The sequence below is a fragment of the Pseudomonas sp. PDM03 genome, from assembly GCF_014852385.1.
Lineage (GTDB): Bacteria > Pseudomonadota > Gammaproteobacteria > Pseudomonadales > Pseudomonadaceae > Aquipseudomonas > Aquipseudomonas migulae.
Window position 1 is genome coordinate 263,118 of sequence record NZ_JACVBM010000004.1, and the last position, 18,631, is coordinate 281,748.

16 protein-coding genes are annotated in these 18,631 nt (G+C 59.7%); 6 read left to right on the top strand and 10 right to left on the bottom strand.

Annotation, left to right across the window (positions count from 1 at the left end):
• Positions 1 to 3 precede the first annotated feature (3 nt).
• From IB254_RS09650 to IB254_RS09660, 3 genes are all read left to right on the top strand, one after another.
• Positions 4 to 1,104: a DUF1513 domain-containing protein gene (locus IB254_RS09650; RefSeq protein ID WP_008032105.1), complete on the top strand. Its 1,101-nt coding sequence runs from the start codon at positions 4 to 6 to the stop codon at positions 1,102 to 1,104.
• A gap of 215 nt (positions 1,105 to 1,319) precedes the next feature.
• Positions 1,320 to 2,468: an efflux RND transporter periplasmic adaptor subunit gene (locus tag IB254_RS09655; protein WP_192417138.1), complete on the top strand. Its 1,149-nt coding sequence runs from the start codon at positions 1,320 to 1,322 to the stop codon at positions 2,466 to 2,468.
• A gap of 14 nt (positions 2,469 to 2,482) precedes the next feature.
• A complete protein-coding gene (locus IB254_RS09660) occupies positions 2,483 to 5,518 on the top strand; it encodes a multidrug efflux RND transporter permease subunit (RefSeq protein ID WP_192417139.1) in 3,036 nt (1,011 codons plus the stop codon).
• A gap of 176 nt (positions 5,519 to 5,694) precedes the next feature.
• Here IB254_RS09660 and IB254_RS09665 read toward each other — a convergent pair whose 3' ends face one another.
• The 5 genes from IB254_RS09665 to colR all read right to left on the bottom strand — a co-directional run bounded on the left by IB254_RS09665 (position 5,695) and on the right by colR (position 9,417).
• Positions 5,695 to 5,922 carry a hypothetical protein gene (locus IB254_RS09665; protein WP_192417140.1) on the bottom strand — a complete coding sequence of 76 codons (228 nt, stop codon included), beginning with the start codon at positions 5,920 to 5,922 and terminating at the stop codon, positions 5,695 to 5,697.
• A 2-nt stretch (positions 5,923 to 5,924) separates the two neighbouring features.
• Complete coding sequence (locus IB254_RS09670; protein ID WP_192417141.1) at positions 5,925 to 6,638, bottom strand: lipopolysaccharide kinase InaA family protein; 714 nt, start codon at positions 6,636 to 6,638, stop codon at positions 5,925 to 5,927.
• A 4-nt stretch (positions 6,639 to 6,642) separates the two neighbouring features.
• Positions 6,643 to 7,311, bottom strand: a complete 669-nt coding sequence (locus IB254_RS09675) for a class I SAM-dependent methyltransferase (protein WP_192228591.1) — start codon at positions 7,309 to 7,311, stop codon at positions 6,643 to 6,645.
• Positions 7,312 to 7,463: 152 nt separating this feature from the next.
• Positions 7,464 to 8,744: a sensor histidine kinase gene (locus IB254_RS09680; protein WP_192417142.1), complete on the bottom strand. Its 1,281-nt coding sequence runs from the start codon at positions 8,742 to 8,744 to the stop codon at positions 7,464 to 7,466.
• Positions 8,734 to 9,417: a two-component system response regulator ColR gene (gene colR / locus IB254_RS09685; RefSeq protein WP_008032118.1), complete on the bottom strand. Its 684-nt coding sequence runs from the start codon at positions 9,415 to 9,417 to the stop codon at positions 8,734 to 8,736. The genes IB254_RS09680 and colR overlap by 11 nt, the downstream gene beginning before the upstream one ends.
• Positions 9,418 to 9,636: 219 nt before the next feature.
• On the opposite strand from colR, the gene IB254_RS09690 reads away from it, so the two are divergent.
• Positions 9,637 to 10,380: a phosphatase PAP2 family protein gene (locus IB254_RS09690; RefSeq protein WP_192417143.1), complete on the top strand. Its 744-nt coding sequence runs from the start codon at positions 9,637 to 9,639 to the stop codon at positions 10,378 to 10,380.
• A 184-nt stretch (positions 10,381 to 10,564) separates the two neighbouring features.
• Here the strand turns inward: IB254_RS09690 and groL are convergent, their stop codons facing one another.
• The 4 genes from groL to IB254_RS09710 form a co-directional block, all read right to left on the bottom strand.
• Positions 10,565 to 12,208: a chaperonin GroEL gene (gene groL, locus IB254_RS09695; RefSeq protein WP_008032122.1), complete on the bottom strand. Its 1,644-nt coding sequence runs from the start codon at positions 12,206 to 12,208 to the stop codon at positions 10,565 to 10,567.
• A 49-nt stretch (positions 12,209 to 12,257) separates the two neighbouring features.
• Positions 12,258 to 12,551 (bottom strand): co-chaperone GroES, encoded by a 294-nt coding sequence (locus tag IB254_RS09700; protein WP_017340553.1) that lies wholly within the window; start codon positions 12,549 to 12,551, stop codon positions 12,258 to 12,260.
• Between the two features lie 247 nt (positions 12,552 to 12,798).
• On the bottom strand, positions 12,799 to 13,275 hold the full coding sequence (locus IB254_RS09705) for an FxsA family protein (RefSeq protein WP_008032127.1): 477 nt from the start codon (positions 13,273 to 13,275) through the stop codon (positions 12,799 to 12,801).
• A 66-nt stretch (positions 13,276 to 13,341) separates the two neighbouring features.
• A complete protein-coding gene (locus tag IB254_RS09710) occupies positions 13,342 to 14,073 on the bottom strand; it encodes a HugZ family protein (protein WP_192417144.1) in 732 nt (243 codons plus the stop codon).
• Between the two features lie 164 nt (positions 14,074 to 14,237).
• Between IB254_RS09710 and IB254_RS09715 the strand changes: the two genes are divergently transcribed.
• Positions 14,238 to 14,996 (top strand): SDR family oxidoreductase, encoded by a 759-nt coding sequence (locus IB254_RS09715; RefSeq protein WP_150709817.1) that lies wholly within the window; start codon positions 14,238 to 14,240, stop codon positions 14,994 to 14,996.
• Positions 14,997 to 15,124: 128 nt separating this feature from the next.
• On the opposite strand, the gene apbC is transcribed toward IB254_RS09715, so the two are convergent.
• A complete protein-coding gene (apbC, locus tag IB254_RS09720) occupies positions 15,125 to 16,219 on the bottom strand; it encodes an iron-sulfur cluster carrier protein ApbC (RefSeq protein WP_192417145.1) in 1,095 nt (364 codons plus the stop codon).
• 303 nt (positions 16,220 to 16,522) lie between these two features.
• On the opposite strand from apbC, the gene metG reads away from it, so the two are divergent.
• Complete coding sequence (gene metG, locus IB254_RS09725) at positions 16,523 to 18,574, top strand: methionine--tRNA ligase (protein WP_192417146.1); 2,052 nt, start codon at positions 16,523 to 16,525, stop codon at positions 18,572 to 18,574.
• Positions 18,575 to 18,631 lie beyond the last annotated feature (57 nt).

Here is an 18,631-nt window from a genome sequence, read left to right on the forward strand (position 1 = left end):
GCCATGCTGCGACGACAGGCTCTGACGTTAGGTAGTTTGCTGCTGGGAGCAGTGACACTGGGCGGCTGGACGCTGTTCAAGCAAAAGGACAAGAGCCCGCTGCTGCTTTCGGCGCGGGACGATGGCGACGGCAAGCACTACGCCGTCGGTTATCGGCTGGACGGTACGCGGGTGTTCGCCACCCAGGTCGGCCAGCGTTGCCACGACATCATCAACCACCCGACGCTGCCGATCGCGCTGTTCGTCGCCCGGCGTCCGGGCACCGAAAGTTACCTGATCGACCTGCGCGACGGCACGCTGCTGCAAACCGTGGCCTCGCAACCGAACCGGCACTTCTACGGTCACGCGGTGATTCACCAGAGCGGCGACTGGCTGTACGCAACCGAGAACGACACGTCCGATCCCGGTCGCGGCCTGCTCGGTGTGTACAAGTTCGAAGGCGAGCGCCTGGTACACAGCGGCGAGATTTCGACCCATGGCATCGGCCCGCATCAGGTGTCGTGGATGCCCGATGGCGAAACCCTGGTGGTGGCCAACGGCGGCATTCGCACTGAGGCTGAAAGCCGCGTCGAGATGAACCTCAACGCCATGGAACCAAGCCTGGTGCTGATGCAGCGCGACGGTACATTGCTGAGCAAGGAAACCCTCGCGCAACAGATGAACAGCGTGCGGCACCTGGGGATCGCCAGTGATGGCACCATCGTCGCCGGTCAGCAATTCATGGGGCCGTCCCATGAGTCGTCGGAACTGTTGGCGATCAAGCGTCCGGGGCAACCGTTCGTGGCGTTCCCGGTGCCCGAGCATCAGTTGCAGGCCATGGGGCATTACACCGCCAGCGTCGCAGTGCACAGTGATTTGCGCCTGGTCGCGTTGACGGCACCACGGGGCAATCGCTTTTTCATCTGGGACATGGACAGCGGTGAAGTGCGCCTGGATGCGCCGCTTCCCGATTGCGCCGGGGTGGGTGCAGTGGCCGACGGTTTTGTCGTGACCTCGGGTCAAGGCCGATGCCGGTACTACGATTGCCGCCAGACAAACCTTGTTGCAAAACCCCTCGAACTGCCTGCAGGGCTCTGGGATAACCACCTGCATTTGATGGCGTAATGACGCCGTTCCTCCAGCAAACGTACCCCCTGTAGGAGCCGGCTTGCTGGCGATGGCGATCTAGAGATCACCGCACCGTTTAATGGCCAAATCGCCAGCAAGCCGGCTCCTACAGGTTTTGCAGTGGCCTGTAAAAAGTGGCAGTTGGAATACCCTGTGCACTCGCGGTAATGTGCCCGACTGTCTCACCTGATTTTCTCCAAGGAAGTGGAAATATGCTGCGTCGCCGCATGCTGATCATGTTGGGTGTTGTTTTGCTGATCGTGCTGGTTCTGGCCGGTTACAAAGCCTTCTCCATCTATACGATGATTCAAGGCTTCGCTGTGCCGAAACCGCCGATCAGCGTCGCCGTGGCTACTGCTACCGAGCAACCGTGGCAGGAACGCCTGCCTACCGTCGGCACGCTCAAGGCGCTGCAAGGCGTAGACCTGAGCCTTGAAACCGACGGCACCGTCATCGATTTGCAGTTCGAGTCAGGGCAGAAGGTCAAGGTAGGTCAACCACTCCTGCGCCTCGACAGCGCCGTGGAAAGTGCCTTGCTGGAAACCGCCCAGGCCGACCTCGGGCTGGCCCAGCTCGATTACGGTCGCGGTAGCCAACTGGTGGGCAGCCAGGCCATTTCCAAAGGTGAATTCGACCGACTTTCGGCGGTGCTGAAAAAAAGCAAAGCCACGGTCAATCAACTCAAGGCTGCGCTCGGTAAAAAAAGCATCGTTGCCCCCTTCAGCGGGACCATCGGCATTCGGCAGGTGGACGTTGGCGACTACCTTGCCAGCGGCACCATGATTGCCACCCTGCAAGACCTCAGCAGTCTCTACGTCGACTTTTTCGTGCCCGAACAGTCGGTGCCGAAGATCGCCATCGGCCAGCCGGTTGAAATCATCGTCGCGGCCTACCCGGCGCAGACCTTCCCCGGCACCATCAGCGCGATCAATCCGAAAATCGAAAACAGCACGCGCAACATGCAGGTCCGCGCGACCCTGGCCAACCCCGACGGCAAACTGTTACCGGGCATGTTCGCCAGCCTGCAGGTGATGCTGCCCGACCCGCAGCCGCGCATCGTCGTGCCGGAAAGCGCGATCACGTACACGCTGTACGGCAATTCGTTGTACGTGGCAGCGCAGAAAAAAACCGAAGACGGCAGCCTCGAAAAAGACGACAAGGGCCAACCGATCCTGATCGCCGAACGCCGGTTCATCGAAACCGGCGAGCGACGCGATGGGCAAGTGATGATTACCAAAGGCGTGAAGAACGGCGAAAAAGTGATCACCGCCGGCCAGATCAAACTGGACAACGGTGCGCACATCGCCATCAGCGACGACAAGACCCTGGCCGAGAAGAACAGTCAGCCACGCGCTGACTGATCAAGGAACCCCCAATGGCTTTTACCGACCCGTTCATCCGCCGCCCGGTGCTCGCCACCGTGGTCAGCCTGTTGATTGTGCTGCTGGGCTTTCAGGCCTGGAGCAAGCTGCCGCTGCGCCAATATCCGCAAATGGAAAACGCCCTGATCACGGTGACCACCGCGTACCCCGGGGCGAACGCCGAAACCATTCAGGGCTACATCACCCAACCGATGCAGCAGAGCCTGGCAAGCGCCGAGGGCATCGACTACATGACCTCGGTCAGTCGCCAGAACTTCTCGGTGATCTCGATCTACGCGCGCATCGGTTCCAACAGCGACCGCTTGTTCACCGAGTTGCTGGCCAAGGCCAACGAAGTGAAAAACCAGTTGCCTCAGGACGCGGAAGACCCGGTGCTGAGCAAGGAAGCCGCCGATGCGTCGGCGCTGATGTACATCAGCTTCTTCAGCAAGGAAATGAGTAACCCGCAGATTACCGATTACCTGTCGCGAGTGATTCAGCCAAAACTGGCGACCCTGCCAGGCATGGCCGAAGCCGAGATTCTCGGCAACCAGGTATTCGCCATGCGCCTGTGGCTGGACCCGGTGAAACTGGCGGGTTTCGGCCTCAGCGCCAGCGATGTGACCGATGCCGTGCGCAAGTACAACTTCCTCTCCGCCGCCGGCGAAGTGAAAGGCGAGTACGTGGTCACCAGCATCAACGCCAACACCGAGCTCAAATCCGCCGAAGCCTTCGCCGCGATTCCGCTCAAGGTCGACGGTGACAGCCGGGTACTGCTCAGCGATGTCGCGCGGGTCGAGATGGGCGCGGAAAACTACGACACCATCAGCTCCTTCGGTGGCACGCCCTCGGTGTACATCGGCATCAAGGCAACGCCCGGCGCCAACCCGCTGGACGTGATCAAGGAAGTGCGCAAGATCATGCCGGACCTGGAAGCCCAGCTGCCGCCGAACCTCAAGGGTGAAATTGCCTACGACGCCACGCTGTTCATCCAGGCCTCGATCGACGAAGTGGTGAAAACCCTGTTCGAAGCGGTGTTGATCGTGATCGTCGTGGTGTTTCTGTTCCTCGGTGCGCTGCGTTCGGTGGTGATCCCGGTGGTGACCATTCCGTTGTCGATGATCGGCGTGATGTTCTTCATGCAGATGATGGGCTACTCGATCAACCTGCTGACCCTGCTGGCGATGGTATTGGCCATTGGCCTGGTGGTGGACGACGCCATCGTGGTGGTGGAAAACATCCACCGTCACATTGAAGAAGGCAAGACGCCGCTGGACGCCGCGATTGAAGGCGCCCGGGAAATCGCCATGCCGGTGGTCTCGATGACCATTACCCTGGCGGCGGTCTACGCCCCGATCGGCTTCCTGACCGGCCTCACCGGGGCGCTGTTCAAGGAGTTCGCCCTGACCCTGGCCGGGGCGGTGGTGATCTCCGGCATCGTCGCCCTGACGTTGTCGCCGATGATGTGCGCCTTTCTGCTGCGCCACGACGAAAACCCCAGCGGCCTCGCTCACCGGCTGGACCTGATTTTCGAAGGTCTCAAGCGCCGCTACCAGCGCATGCTGCACGGCACGCTCAACACGCGGCCGGTGGTGCTGGTGTTCGCGGTGATCGTGCTGTGCCTGATTCCGGTGCTGCTCAAGTTCACCAAATCGGAACTGGCACCGGACGAGGACCAGGGCGTCATTTTCATGCTGGCCAACGCCCCGCAGCCGACCAACCTTGATTACCTGAACACCTACACCGACGAGTTCGTCAGCATCTTCAAGGCGTTTCCCGAGTACTACTCCTCGTTCCAGATCAACGGCTTCAACGGCGTGCAATCGGGGATTGGCGGTTTCCTGCTCAAACCGTGGAACGAGCGTGAGCGCACGCAAATGCAGATCCTGCCTGCGGTCCAGAGCAAACTGGAAAGCATTCCAGGGTTGCAGATTTTCGGCTTCAACCTGCCTTCCCTGCCGGGAACCGGCGAAGGGCTGCCGTTTCAATTCGTCGTCAATACCGCCAACAATTACGAGTCGTTGCTGCAAGTGATGGACCGGGTGAAAAAACGCGCGATGGAGTCCGGCAAGTTTGCCTTCGTCGACGTTGACCTGGCCTTTGACAAACCCGAAGTCGTGGTCGATATCGATCGGCCGAAGGCTGCGCAGATGGGCGTGTCCATGCAGGATCTGGGCGGCACGCTGGCGACGTTGCTGGGCGAGGCGGAGATCAACCGGTTCACCATTGAAGGTCGCAGCTACAAAGTCATCGCGCAGGTCGAACGGCCTTTCCGGGACAACCCCGACTGGCTGAACAACTATTACGTGAAGAACACCAAGGGCGAACTGCTGGCCCTGTCGACCCTGATTACCGTGACCGACCGGGCACGCCCACGGCAACTGAATCAGTTCCAGCAGCTCAACTCGGCGATCCTGTCCGGGGTCCCGCTGGTGAGCATGGGTGAAGCCCTCGACGCGGTGCGTCAGATTGCCCGGGAAGAGGCACCCGCAGGTTTTGCCGTCGACTATGCCGGTGCATCTCGGCAGTACGTGCAGGAAGGCAGTGCGCTGTGGGTCACTTTTGCCTTGGCATTGGCGATCATTTTCCTGGTGCTGGCGGCGCAGTTCGAAAGCTTCCGCGACCCGCTGGTGATTCTGGTGACCGTGCCGCTGTCGATCTGCGGCGCTCTGATTCCGCTGTTCCTCGGCTGGTCGAGCATGAACATCTACACCCAGGTCGGGCTGGTGACGTTGATCGGATTGATCAGCAAGCACGGGATCCTGATCGTCGAGTTCGCCAACCAGTTGCGCAAGGACAAGGGCCTGACGCCGCGTGAAGCGGTTGAGGAAGCAGCGGCCATTCGCCTGCGTCCGGTGCTGATGACCACCGCGGCGATGGTGTTTGGCATGGTGCCGTTGATCATCGCCACGGGCGCGGGCGCTGTCAGCCGGTTCGACATCGGCACAGTGATCGCCACGGGGATGTCGATCGGGACGTTGTTTACGCTGTTTGTGCTGCCGTGCGTGTACACGTTGCTGGCCAAACCCGATAAACCAGCACACGCATAACTTCTGTAGGAGCCGGCTTGCTGCGGGCGGCGTTCCGACGATGGTGTGTCAGTCGACATCAGCGTGGCTGACCCACCATCGCCAGCAAGCCGGCTCCTACAGGGGGTGCGTGAATTGACACGAAAATGAAAAAGGCCTCGCATTTTGCGAGGCCTTTTATTTGGGCTTCAATCTGGTCAACTCTGTGGCCTCAGTCCTTGAGAAAGTCCGAACATGAACAGCAATAAATCATGATCGGGTTGGGTTGCAACGGTCGCCTTCGCAACCCGCGGCATCGGACAACGCACGTCCCCGTTCACTGAACCGAGGACCTGCGTGCGGGGCTGCTCCCAAGCCGCCACCGCCAGTGAAGCAACTGCCAAGGCTCCTATCAGGAACAAACCTCTAGCAATTTCGAGTTTCATTGCTATAAACCTTTGATAGCGCTGCCAAACGCCGTCTCATAAAGGTAGACGAGATTTTTCCAGTCCGTGTCGCTGAACGATGAGTGGCGGCGCAGTTGCCGCATGTCATGGGTAGCGGCGCGACGGGCGGTCAAACGCCGCCGACTCTTCTCCAGATCGAGCATGGCAATCTCGACGTTGGCGGTCTCGCCCTCACCAGTGACGCGCACAAATACGTGCTTCATATAGAGGCAGCCGTGCTGCCAGCGGCCCTTGTGCATGCGAGCCAGATTCTCGGCCAGATCCTTCAGGACCCGATCATGCACCGCCTCGCCATGACGCTCGCGACCACCACCTGCATACCAGTGTTCGATTTCCTCGAAACCATCCAGTGCCTTGGTCACCAGCAATGCGCGCCACTTGTGAACCGGGTCATGCTGCGCACCGCAGAAAACGATTTCCGGAACGCGCACGTCGATCAGGCGCATGCCCATGAGTGCATCTCGCTCACGCAACACCGTCGGCCGACCGAAAGGATGCAGCCAACTCCGATAGATATGTCCGGTCTGACGTTTGACGTAGAGCAGTTGTCCCTTGCTGCTCTTGATACGCTGCACGCCACTTTCGCCGCCACGACGGACGTTGGGTTCTTCAACCCATTCACCGCGCTGATTCCAGAAATAGTCAAAGCGGTCCTGGGAAGCGACGTCCGTTTCTGCTGCACACTGCACTGCCATTGAGTTACCTCTTGCGTAATACATAAACCCGCCACATGGCATAGAGCGGTAAAAAGTCCAGTTGTTCCTGGACTCGAAAACCCGCCTGCTCGAACTCCTTTTCGACCGTAGCCGCCGGTAACACAAATCGGTTTTGGTAACCGAGATGCCCACGTGTTTTTTCAAGCCGCCTGCGTTTCCAGGCTTTGAAGTTGCCGTCCACCCACAACGAAATAATCACGCTGTCACGCGTGACGCGTTCGAACTCACGCAGAATCGCCAGTCGATGCTCGGCTTCACCGATGTGGTGCAGCAAGCGCATACAAAAAATGCTGTCGACGGCGTTATCAGGCAAGGCAATGTCGAACGCAGATGTGTGCAAGGGTTGTACCCGTTTCACCACATCGGCCGGTTGCGCCTTCAAAGCGATTTTCAGCATGGACTCGGAGTTGTCCGCACCGATAATCACCCGATTGGCTTTTTCCGCCAGTAGTGGCCAGAAGCGCCCGGCACCACAGGGTAAATCGAGAACCAGGCCAGGTTCACCGGCCAGTGTCAAAGCCTTGCGCGCCAGTTGCTCGTCACGCCAATGGGACAGTCGGCGCCCGAGTCCGTCCTGATGTTTGCGCAGGTATTTCTGAGCGTGTTGATCGTCGTATTTTTCGGAAAAATCAAGTTTGATCGGGCCAGCCATCACGAAGGGCTCCTGCGTTTCTGATGACCACTACCCTAAGGAATGGTGTGTCAGCGCCAGGTCATGCCTTCGTGAAAAAATCGTGGTGTAAAACCCCGACTTATTTCGAGGTTTTACAGGTTGATGGCAGTGGCCGAGGGCCACCAACGAAATCAACTATCGCGCTGACTCAACGTCACCTGAAAACGACAGCCATTGGGCTCCATGTTCGTCAGGCTGACATTCCACCCCTGGTTCTCGCAGATCCGCTGCACCAGCGACAGGCCCAGCCCCAGGCCTTCACCGCGTTTCTCGTTGCCACGCACGAACGGCTCGAACATCGCCTCGCGTTTTTCCTCGGGAATGCCCACACCACTGTCCTCGACCGTGAAACCGGCGGTCGTCAGCGTCAAACGGATGAAGCCCCGTTCGGTGTAATGCAGCGCGTTACGCAGCAGGTTACCCATGACGGCGTGCAACAGGGTTGCGTTGTAGCAGGTGCTGGCCGGATTGCCCGGTTCAAATATCAGCGACAGCCCTTTTGCCTCGATCGGTTCGCGCCACAAACTGAGCAGCCCGCCGGCGACCTGGCTCAAGGACTGCTGCGGCGCCATGCTGGCGTCTTCATGTTGGGCGCGGGCCAGCATCAGGAAGGTTTGCACAAGCTCACGCATCTCTTCGCAGGCGCGGGCGATTCGTTCAACCTGAGCCCGCCCCCGCTGGTCGATGCCGGGGTTTTCAAGCAACAGCTCACAGGAACTGGCCAGCACCATCAACGGCGTGCGCAATTCGTGGCTGACGTCGCTGGTGAACAATCGCTCGCGGGTCAATGCCTGCCGCAAGCGCCCGAGGGTGGCGTCGAAGGCGACCGCCAGCTCGCCCACTTCATCAGCGGCGTAGTCCGGTGCCAATGGAGGTGCCAGCCCCAGGAGCTGATCGCGGTGACGGACCTGCCGGGCGAGGCGCACCACCGGCGCCATCACTTTGCGCGCGAGGACCCAGCCGAGGAACACCGCCAACGCCAGGCTCAGGACGAAGCCCACCAGCACCACCGCGAACAGCACCCGCTCGCGCTCTTCGAAATCACTCTGGTCTTGCAGCAGCACATAATGCCGGCCGTCGACGACTTCGACCATCGCGTGATACGACAGCTGCTCCCGGAACACCTCGTGAAAACCCGGCTCCAGATGACGCAAATCCTTGGGCAAGTCGAAATCGCCCGGCCCGCCGCTGAAGTAGAACAGCTGGTCTGGTTCGGGGCGATGGCTCCAGTCCGAGACACTGTCCATCAACAACAGACGTTGCAGATCGCCACCCAGACCTGCCGAAATCAGTTTTTCTTCCACCAGGTGCACGGTTGCCACAATGCCCATGGCGAAGGCGCCTGCCACCAATGCGCTCATCAGCGCAAAGGCGATGATGATCCGTTGAGCAAGGCTCTGTTTAAACTCCATCACGGCCCTCGGCCAAGCGATAACCCACACCGTGTACGGTTTGCAGCAACGGCTTGGCGAACGGCTTGTCGATCACCTGACGCAATTGGTGGACGTGGCTGCGCAGGCTGTCGCTGTCCGGGCAGTCATCGCCCCACAGGGCCTCTTCGAGAATTTCCCGGCGCAAGACGTGCGGGCTTTTCTGCATCAGCACGGCCAACAGTTTCAGGCCGACCGGGTTGAGTTTCAGCAAGCGCCCTTCGCGGGTGACTTCCAGGGTATCGAGGTCGTAGCTCAGATCGCCGACTTGCAGGGTACGACGACCGCCACCCTGAGCCCGGCGCATCACCGCTTCGATCCGCGCGGCCAGTTCAGACAGGGCGAAAGGTTTGATCAAGTAATCATCGGCGCCGGACTTGAAGCCTTGCAGCCGGTCGTCCAGTTGATCGCGAGCGGTCAGCATGATCACCGGGGTGTCACGGCGAGCGTCTTCGCGCAGGCGTTTGCACAGGGTATAGCCGTCGATGCCGGGCAACATGATGTCGAGCACGATCAAGTCGTAGTGCTCGGTGGCCGCCAGGTGCAGGCCAGACAAACCGTCCTGCGCGCAATCCACGGTGTAGCCTTTGAGCCCCAGGTAATCGGCCAGATTGGCCAGGATATCGCGGTTGTCTTCAACCAATAGAATTCGCATGGGCACCTCCTCCGTACACAGTAACGGCCGTCTTGGCCCGCGCAGCTTAAGGCCTGGCGTGGCGCAGAGCCAGAACTGTGTGCAGTGGTCAAACCCATTGATAAACCCGGTGTGACGTTGACGATTTTTTCACTATCGATTCACACGGCAGCGACAGAAACAGGCCCAAACTCCGCGCGGCTGCGCTCTCAAGAACATTTAACCGACCAAGGAACTGCCATGGTTTCGACCACTGCCCGCCCCGCCTCTCGCCCTCTGAACTTCTGGGTGTGCCTGGGTGTGCCCGCCGTTGCGGCGATCATTCTGGTGCTGCTCGAACTGACGTCCGTGGACATGGACCTGGCGAGGATGTTCTATGACCCGGCTGCGGGGGATTTCATCGGACGGCACAGCTACTTCCTCGAAAACATCCTGCATGACCGCGCCAAACAAGTGGTCATCGCGTTTTCGGTTTTGGCCATCTTCGGCTTCATCGGCGCCTTTTTCATCGACCGGCTCAAACCGTTCAAACGGGAACTGGGCTGCCTGGTGCTGTCCCTTGGCCTGGCGACCTCTTTTGTCACGCCCGTCAAAGCGGTGACCGCGGTTCAATGCCCATGGAGCCTGGAGCAATTCGGCGGTCATGAAACCTACAGCGAACTGCTCAGCCCGCGCCCACCTACCGAAAAACCCGGCCGTTGCTGGCCGGGGGGTCATGCCGCCACCGGTTTCACGTTGTTTGCGCTGTTTTTCGTGCTGCGCGACCGACGTCCGCGCCTGGCGCGCAAGGCGCTGGTGTTCGCGTTTGCGCTGGGCACGGTGTTTTCCATCGGCCGGATGCTGCAGGGCGCGCATTTTTTCTCGCACAACGTGTGGACAGCTATTTTCTGCTGGCTGATTTGTCTGGGGTCGTATTACTACATCCTTTATCGACCGGCGTTGAAGGCTGATCGAGTAACCAAGGCAGAACCTGTCGGCGCCTGATCTGACGCCTTCGCGGGCAAGTCGGATCGCCGCCCGCTCGCTCCTACAAGGATCGCGCTGAACCTGTAGGAGCGAGGCTTGCCCGCGAAGGCCGCGACTCGGTCTTCCGACATACCAAATCGAGGCAATAAAAAACCCCGCCTGCTTTCGCAGGCGGGGTTTTTTCGTACGGGGTAAGGCTGGCTTACATCATGCCGCCCATGCCGCCCATACCGCCCATGTCTGGCATGCCGCCGCCAGCTGGTGCGTCTTCCTTGATCTCGGCGATCATGGCTTCGGTGGTGATCATCAGGCTGGCAATCGACGAAGCCGCTTGCAGAGCCGAACGAGTCACTTTGGCCGGGTCCAGGATACCCATTTCGATCATGTCGCCGTATTCGCCGGTGGCAGCGTTGTAACCGTAGTTACCCGAACCCTGCTTGACCTTGTCCACAACTACGCTTGGCTCGTCGCCGGAGTTGGCAACGATCTGGCGCAGTGGCGCTTCAACAGCGCGACGCAGCAACTGGATGCCAACGTTCTGGTCATCGTTGTCGCCTTTCAGCTCGGAGATAGCCTGCAGAGCGCGAACCAGTGCCACGCCGCCGCCAGGTACCACGCCTTCTTCAACGGCTGCACGGGTAGCGTGCAGGGCGTCTTCAACGCGGGCTTTCTTCTCTTTCATTTCAACTTCGGAACCAGCGCCAACCTTGATCACTGCAACGCCGCCGGACAGCTTGGCCAGACGCTCTTGCAGTTTTTCACGGTCGTAGTCGGACGAAGTGTCGGCCACTTGCTGACGGATCTGCAGAACGCGAGCCTGGATGTCAGCCTCAACGCCGGCACCGTCGATAACGGTGGTGTTTTCTTTCGACAGGATCACGCGCTTGGCATTACCCAGGTGTTCCAGGGTAGTGCTTTCCAGGCTCAGACCGATCTCTTCGGAGATAACGGTACCACCAGTCAGAACAGCGATGTCTTGCAGCATGGCCTTGCGACGGTCGCCGAAGCCTGGAGCCTTGACGGCTGCGACTTTAACGATGCCACGCATGTTGTTCACAACCAGAGTCGCCAGGGCTTCGCCTTCAACGTCTTCGGCCACGATCAGCAGTGGACGGCCGGCTTTGGCAACGGCTTCCAGTACTGGCAGCATTTCGCGGATGTTCGAGATCTTTTTGTCGACCAGCAGGATCAGCGGACCGTCCAGCTCGGCAGTCATGGTCTCTGGCTTGTTGACGAAGTACGGGGACAGGTAGCCACGGTCGAACTGCATGCCTTCAACAACCGACAGTTCGTTTTCCAGGCCCGAGCCTTCTTCAACGGTGATCACGCCTTCTTTACCGACTTTTTCCATGGCTTCGGCAATGATGTCGCCGATGGAGTTGTCGGAGTTGGCCGAGATGGTGCCGACCTGAGCGATTGCCTTGGTGTCAGCGCATGGCTTGGACAGGGCTTTCAGCTCTTTGACGATAGCGATGGTCGCTTTGTCGATACCGCGCTTGAGGTCCATCGGGTTCATGCCGGCAGCGACGGCTTTCAGGCCTTCGTTGACGATCGATTGAGCCAGAACGGTAGCGGTGGTGGTGCCGTCGCCTGCGTCATCGTTGGCACGGGAGGCAACGTCTTTGACCAGCTGCGCGCCCATGTTTTCGAAGCGATCTTTCAGCTCGATTTCTTTGGCAACGGACACGCCGTCCTTGGTGATGGTCGGAGCGCCGAAGCTCTTCTCGATGATCACGTTACGGCCTTTAGGGCCCAGGGTCGCTTTTACTGCGTCAGCCAGGACGTTTACACCGGCGAGCATTTTCTTGCGGGCGGAATCGCCGAATTTAACTTCTTTAGCAGCCATGATCGATATTCCTTAAATACTTTGTAGTAGCGGGAAAATGAGCGGGGAATCAGCCTTCGACTACAGCGAGGATTTCGCTCTCGCCGATGACCAGCAGGTCTTCGCCGTCAACTTTCACAGTGTTGCTGCCGGAGTAAGGGCCGAAAACAACCTTGTCACCCACTTTCACGGACAGCGCACGCACTTCACCGTTTTCCAGAACTTTGCCTGGGCCTACAGCGAGGACTTCGCCCTGGTTTGGCTTTTCAGCAGCCGAACCTGGCAGGACGATACCGCCAGCGGTTTTCTTTTCTTCTTCGCTGCGACGGACGACGACGCGGTCATGCAGAGGACGAAGCTTCATTGTCGATCTCTCCTAATTGTGGTTTTCATCGGCCGGTGTAGTCCCGGCGGGTTTAACAAATCCGGCGGTGCCGGGTGCGGTTCGTCAAGCGAACCGCGGAAGTCTGTCTGGCGTGATTGCCAGAAACCTTGCGGTGACCGTTACATAAGGGCGCATAAGCTTATTACAAGGGCGGGGATCGAAATTTTTTACGTTGATGCCCCGAAAACGAACACGGCACCCGAAGGTGCCGTGCAGGTGAAACGATTTACTTGGAATCGCGGTGTTCGAACTCGCCTTCGATCACGTTCGGCTCTCGGCCCAATGGCTCGCGCGGGGCAGGACCGCCACGCGGCTGAAGATCATCGGCGAACGCACGCTGACGGATCGCCGCCTCTTCGGCGCGCTGGCGCATTTTATTGGCCAGCAGTCGACGCGAGATCGGCAGCAGCATGATCAGGCCCAGCACGTCGGTGACGAAGCCCGGCAGAATCAACAGACCGCCGGCCAGGGCCAGCATCAAGCCTTCGAGCATGGTCTGGGCTGGCAGTTCGCCGCGGTTCAGACTTTCACGCGCACGCAGCGCAGTTGCCAGGCCGGCGATGCGCAGCACGAACACGCCGAGCATCGAGCCGAGAATGACCAGCAGCAGCGCCGGGAAAAACCCGATCGCACCGCTGACCTTGACGAATACGAACAGCTCCAACACCGGAAACAGTACAAAGAGCAATAAAAAAGGGCGCATCAAATGGTTCCTCAACGCAAGAATGCCTTGCCAGTCTTCCCTAGATGACGTCGCCCTTTCGTGAATTCAAGCGCCGGCCACTTCATTTTTCGGCCAATGTTCGGCGTGAGCCAGGAAAACCAAGGCCTCCCGAACTTGTGTCGGCGTATTACACGGAGCTTGAAACGGTAGCCAGTACAGCGCCTGACCAATGCGCAGGTGCATGCCTTCAGTGTCGATCCCGGCCAGTTGCGCCGGCTCGGTTTTCGGCAGCCCCGCCAGTTCGACGTAGTGGGCGATGGCTTTGGCGTGATCGGCGTTCATGTGCTCGACCATGCTCACCTCGGCCTTGCCGGCGAACGGATTGGCCAACGTCAGTTGATCGACCCAATGAATCGCGCCGAAGCCGCCGATGTAGCGGTGACGCACGGGTTTGAGCACCCAGAAATCGAAATCGTGGGCTTTGTGATAATTCTGCGAATCCGGGAAGTAACGGTAGTAGCGCTCGGCGGCCGCTTCAATCGCAGCCACTTCCTCGAGTTTTTCGGCTTCGGCGAGGTACGTCAGGCGGCCGACCGCTTGCACGTCTTCGGCCCCGCGCTCACCGACGAACAGCGAACACTTCGGGTCTTTCTGCAGGTTGTGGGTGTGCTGGGCGATGCGGCTGATCAGGATCAGCGGCCGGCCCTGCTCGTCCAGACAGTAAGGAACCACGGAGCCAAACGGGAAACCGGGCATTGCCTTGGAGTGCGTCGACAGCACTCCGCGGTATTCCTTGAGAAGCAATTCTCGGGCATTCTTGGCCGCTTCAACGCTCAATTTATGACTCCTTATATAGAATCCGTCGAAAAAACGGACAGGCGACTGCTGAAAGTTCCAGTCCGCCATCGGGGCAGTTCTCATGTGCAGCCAGGCCACATCAGGTGCAGATCGAGAGGCTCTCTAGAAGGAAGACCACTCCAACCTGCAACTGGGGCACGCGAATGCAACTCACTGACAAAGTAATCATTATCACTGGCGGTTGCCAGGGTTTAGGCCGTTCGATGGCCGAGTATTTCGCCGGCAAAGGCGCGAAGCTTGCACTGGTTGATCTGAACCAGGAAAAGCTCGATGACGCGGTTGCCGCGTGCAAGGCCAAGGGTGTCGAGGCCCGCGCCTATCTGTGTAACGTGGCCAACGAAGAGCAAGTGACGCACATGGTCGCCCAGGTGGCCGAAGATTTCGGCGCGATCCATGGCTTGATCAACAACGCCGGGATCCTGCGTGACGGGCTGCTGTTGAAGGTCAAGGACGGCGAGATGACCAAGATGAGCCTGGCCCAATGGCAGGCGGTCATCGACGTCAACCTGACCGGCGTGTTCCTGTGCACCCGCGAAGTCGCGGCGAAAATGGTCGAGCTGAAGAATAGCGGCGCGATCATCAACATCTCGTCGATCTCGCGCGCCGGCAACGTCGGCCAGACCAACTACTCGGCGGCCAAGGCCGGGGTTGCTGCGGCGACCGTCACATGGGCAAAGGAATTGGCGCGTTACGGCATCCGCGTGGCGGGCATTGCACCGGGCTTTATCGAGACCGAGATGACGCTGGGCATGAAGCCTGAAGCGCTGGAGAAAATGACGTCCGGGATTCCGCTCAAGCGCATGGGCAAGCCGGAAGAGATCGCCCATTCGGCGGCGTACATTTTCGAGAATGACTATTACACCGGCCGGATTCTGGAAATGGATGGCGGGCTGCGCATCTAACCAACACCGCAAAACCAATGTGGGAGCTAGCCTGCTAGCGATTGCGGTGGTTCAGCCAACATATTTGTTGAATGTGAATCCGCTATCGCTAGCAGGCTAGCTCCCACAGTTGATTATGTTTCAGGTCATCAATCGTCGCTGATGGTGATGTTCGGCATCGCCGGGGTTGCCGCTTCCTGCAACACGATCCGCGCGCCGACATGGCGGGCGAGTTCCTGATACACCAGCGCGATCGGGCTGTCCGGCTCGGCAATGACCGTTGGCTTGCCGCCATCGGCCTGTTCACGAATGGCCATCGCCAGCGGCAACGACGCCAGCAGCTCGACGCCATATTGGCTGGCCAGCTTCACGCCCCCGCCCTCGCCGAACAGATGCTCGGCATGCCCGCAGTTCGAGCAGATGTGCACCGCCATGTTTTCCACCACGCCCAGCACCGGGATGTTGACCTTGCGGAACATCTCCACACCCTTGCGCGCGTCCAGCAACGCCAGGTCTTGTGGGGTGGTAACGATGACAGCGCCGGCCACCGGGACTTTCTGCGCCAGGGTCAGCTGGATGTCGCCGGTGCCTGGCGGCATGTCGATGACCAGGTAATCCAGATCGCCCCAGGCGGTTTGTGTCACCAGTTGCAACAGTGCACCAGAGACCATCGGCCCGCGCCAGACCATCGGCGTGTTGTCGTCGGTCAAAAACGCCATGGACATCACTTCGACGCCATGGGACTCAATCGGCACAAACCACTTCTGATCCTTGACCTTTGGTCGGGTGCCTTCGGGAATGCCGAACATGATGCCCTGGCTCGGACCGTAAATGTCCGCATCCAGAATCCCCACCTTCGCGCCTTCGCGGGCCAGGGCCAACGCGAGGTTGGCGGCGGTGGTGGACTTGCCCACGCCGCCCTTGCCGGATGCCACGGCCACAACGTTCTTGACGTTGGCCAGGCCCGGAATCTGTGCCTGAGCCTTGTGTGCGGCGATCACACTGGTGATATCAACGCGGGCGCTGGTGACGCCGTCGAGGCCTTCGATGGCCATTTGCAGCATCTGCGCCCAGCCACTTTTGAACAGGCCGGCGGCGTAACCCAACTCCAGCTGGACGCTGACGCGATCACCCTGGATGTCGATGTTGCGCACGCACCCGGCGCTGACCGGGTCCTGGTTCAGGTAAGGGTCGGTGTATTGGCGAAGGACGGCTTCCACCGCTGCGCGATTGACGGCGCTCATGGGCAACTCCGATAGCAAGACTGGAAAATCAGGCGGGTATCGTACCTGTTCTGATCGTTTGGCGGGATGCCGAAAAGATCTGTAGGAGCCGGCTTGCCGGCGATAGCTGACTTGCCGGCGATAGCTGACTTGCCGGCGATAGCTGACTTGAAGGCGCCATCGCCGGCAAGCCGGGCTCCTACAGGAACGCGGCGCATCGCATGAATCCACGTCAGTCATCCAATGAAACAGGCGCACGGGGTGAAAAATATGCGCCGGCGCTTTATAGTGGCCGACCTCCGTTTCATCAAGTAGCCGAGCCCCATGTCCGAGCCACGCAAGATCCTCGTCACCAGCGCCCTGCCCTATGCCAATGGTTCGATCCATCTTGGCCACATGCTGGAATACATCCAGACCGATATGTGGGTGCGCTTCCAGAAGCACCGCGGCAACCAATGCATTTATGTCTGCGCCGACGACGCCCACGGTTCGGCGATCATGCTGCGCGCGGAAAAGGAAGGCATCACCCCGGAACAACTGATCGCCAACGTCCAGGCTGAACACAGCGCCGACTTTGCCGAGTTCCTGGTGGACTTCGACAATTTCCACTCCACTCACGCCGAAGAAAACCGTGAGCTGTCGAGCCAGATCTACCTGAAGCTGCGCGACGCCGGGCACATCGCCACGCGCTCGATCACGCAGTATTTCGACCCGGAAAAGAAAATGTTCCTGGCCGACCGCTTCATCAAGGGCACCTGCCCGAAATGCGGCACCGAAGACCAGTACGGCGACAACTGCGAGAAATGCGGCGCGACCTACGCACCGACTGACTTGAAGGATCCGAAGTCGGCCATCTCTGGCGCCACCCCGGTGCTCAAGGATTCCCAGCACTTCTTCTTCAAACTGCCGGACTTCCAGGAAATGCTGCAAACCTGGACCCGCAGCGGCACGCTGCAAGACGCCGTCGCGAACAAGATCGCCGAATGGCTGGATGCCGGCCTGCAACAGTGGGACATCTCCCGCGATGCGCCGTACTTCGGTTTCGAAATCCCAGGCGAGCCGGGCAAGTACTTCTACGTCTGGCTGGACGCGCCAATCGGTTACATGGCCAGCTTCAAGAACCTGTGCAACCGCACGCCGGAGCTGGATTTCGATGCGTTCTGGGGCAAGGATTCCACCGCCGAGCTGTACCACTTCATCGGCAAGGACATCGTCAACTTCCACGCCCTCTTCTGGCCAGCGATGCTCGAAGGCGCCGGTTTCCGTAAACCGACCGGCATCAACGTGCACGGCTACCTGACCGTCAACGGTCAGAAAATGTCCAAGTCCCGCGGCACCTTCATCAAGGCCCGGACCTACCTCGATCACCTGTCGCCGGAATACCTGCGTTACTACTACGCGGCCAAGCTGGGACGTGGCGTCGACGACCTCGACCTGAACCTCGAAGACTTCGTGCAGAAGGTCAACTCCGACCTCGTCGGCAAAGTCGTCAACATCGCCAGCCGCTGCGCCGGTTTCATCCACAAAGGCAACGCCGGCGTGCTGGTGGCCGGCAACGCCGCGCCAGAACTGACCGAAGCCTTCCTCGCCGCAGCGCCAAGCATTGCCGAAGCCTACGAGGCTCGCGACTTTGCCCGTGCCATGCGCGAAATCATGGGCCTGGCCGACCGCGCCAACGCCTGGATCGCCGACAAGGCGCCTTGGTCGCTGAACAAACAGGAAGGCAAGCACGACGAAGTCCAGGCGATCTGCGCGCTGGGCATCAACCTGTTCCGCCAACTGGTGATCTTCCTCAAACCGGTGCTGCCACTGTTGGCCGCCGATGCAGAGGCGTTCCTCAACGTCGCGCCGCTGACCTGGAACGATCACGCGACTTTGCTCAGCAACCATCAGTTGAACGAGTTCAAGCCGCTGATGACCCGCATCGACCCGGTGAAAGTGCAAGCCATGACCGACGCTTCGAAAGAAGACCTGACCGCCAGCCAGACCGACACCGGCGAAGCTGCACCTGCCGGCAATGGCGAACTGGCGAAGGATCCGCTGTCGCCGGAAATCGACTTCGACACCTTTGCCGCCGTCGACCTGCGCGTGGCGCTGATCATTAAGGCCGAAGCCGTGGAAGGCGCCGACAAGCTGTTGCGCCTGACCCTCGACATCGGTGACGAGCAACGCAACGTGTTCTCCGGGATCAAGAGCGCTTACCCGGATCCGTCCAAGCTCGATGGTCGCCTGACCATGATGATCGCCAACCTCAAGCCGCGGAAAATGAAGTTCGGCATCTCCGAAGGCATGGTGATGGCGGCCGGTCCTGGCGGTGAAGAAATCTACCTGCTCAGCCCCGACAGCGGTGCCAAGCCAGGTCAGCGTATCAAGTAAGATCCTGCGGCAAACCGATCCCACAGTCGTGCCCGACGCGACTGTGGGATTTTCATG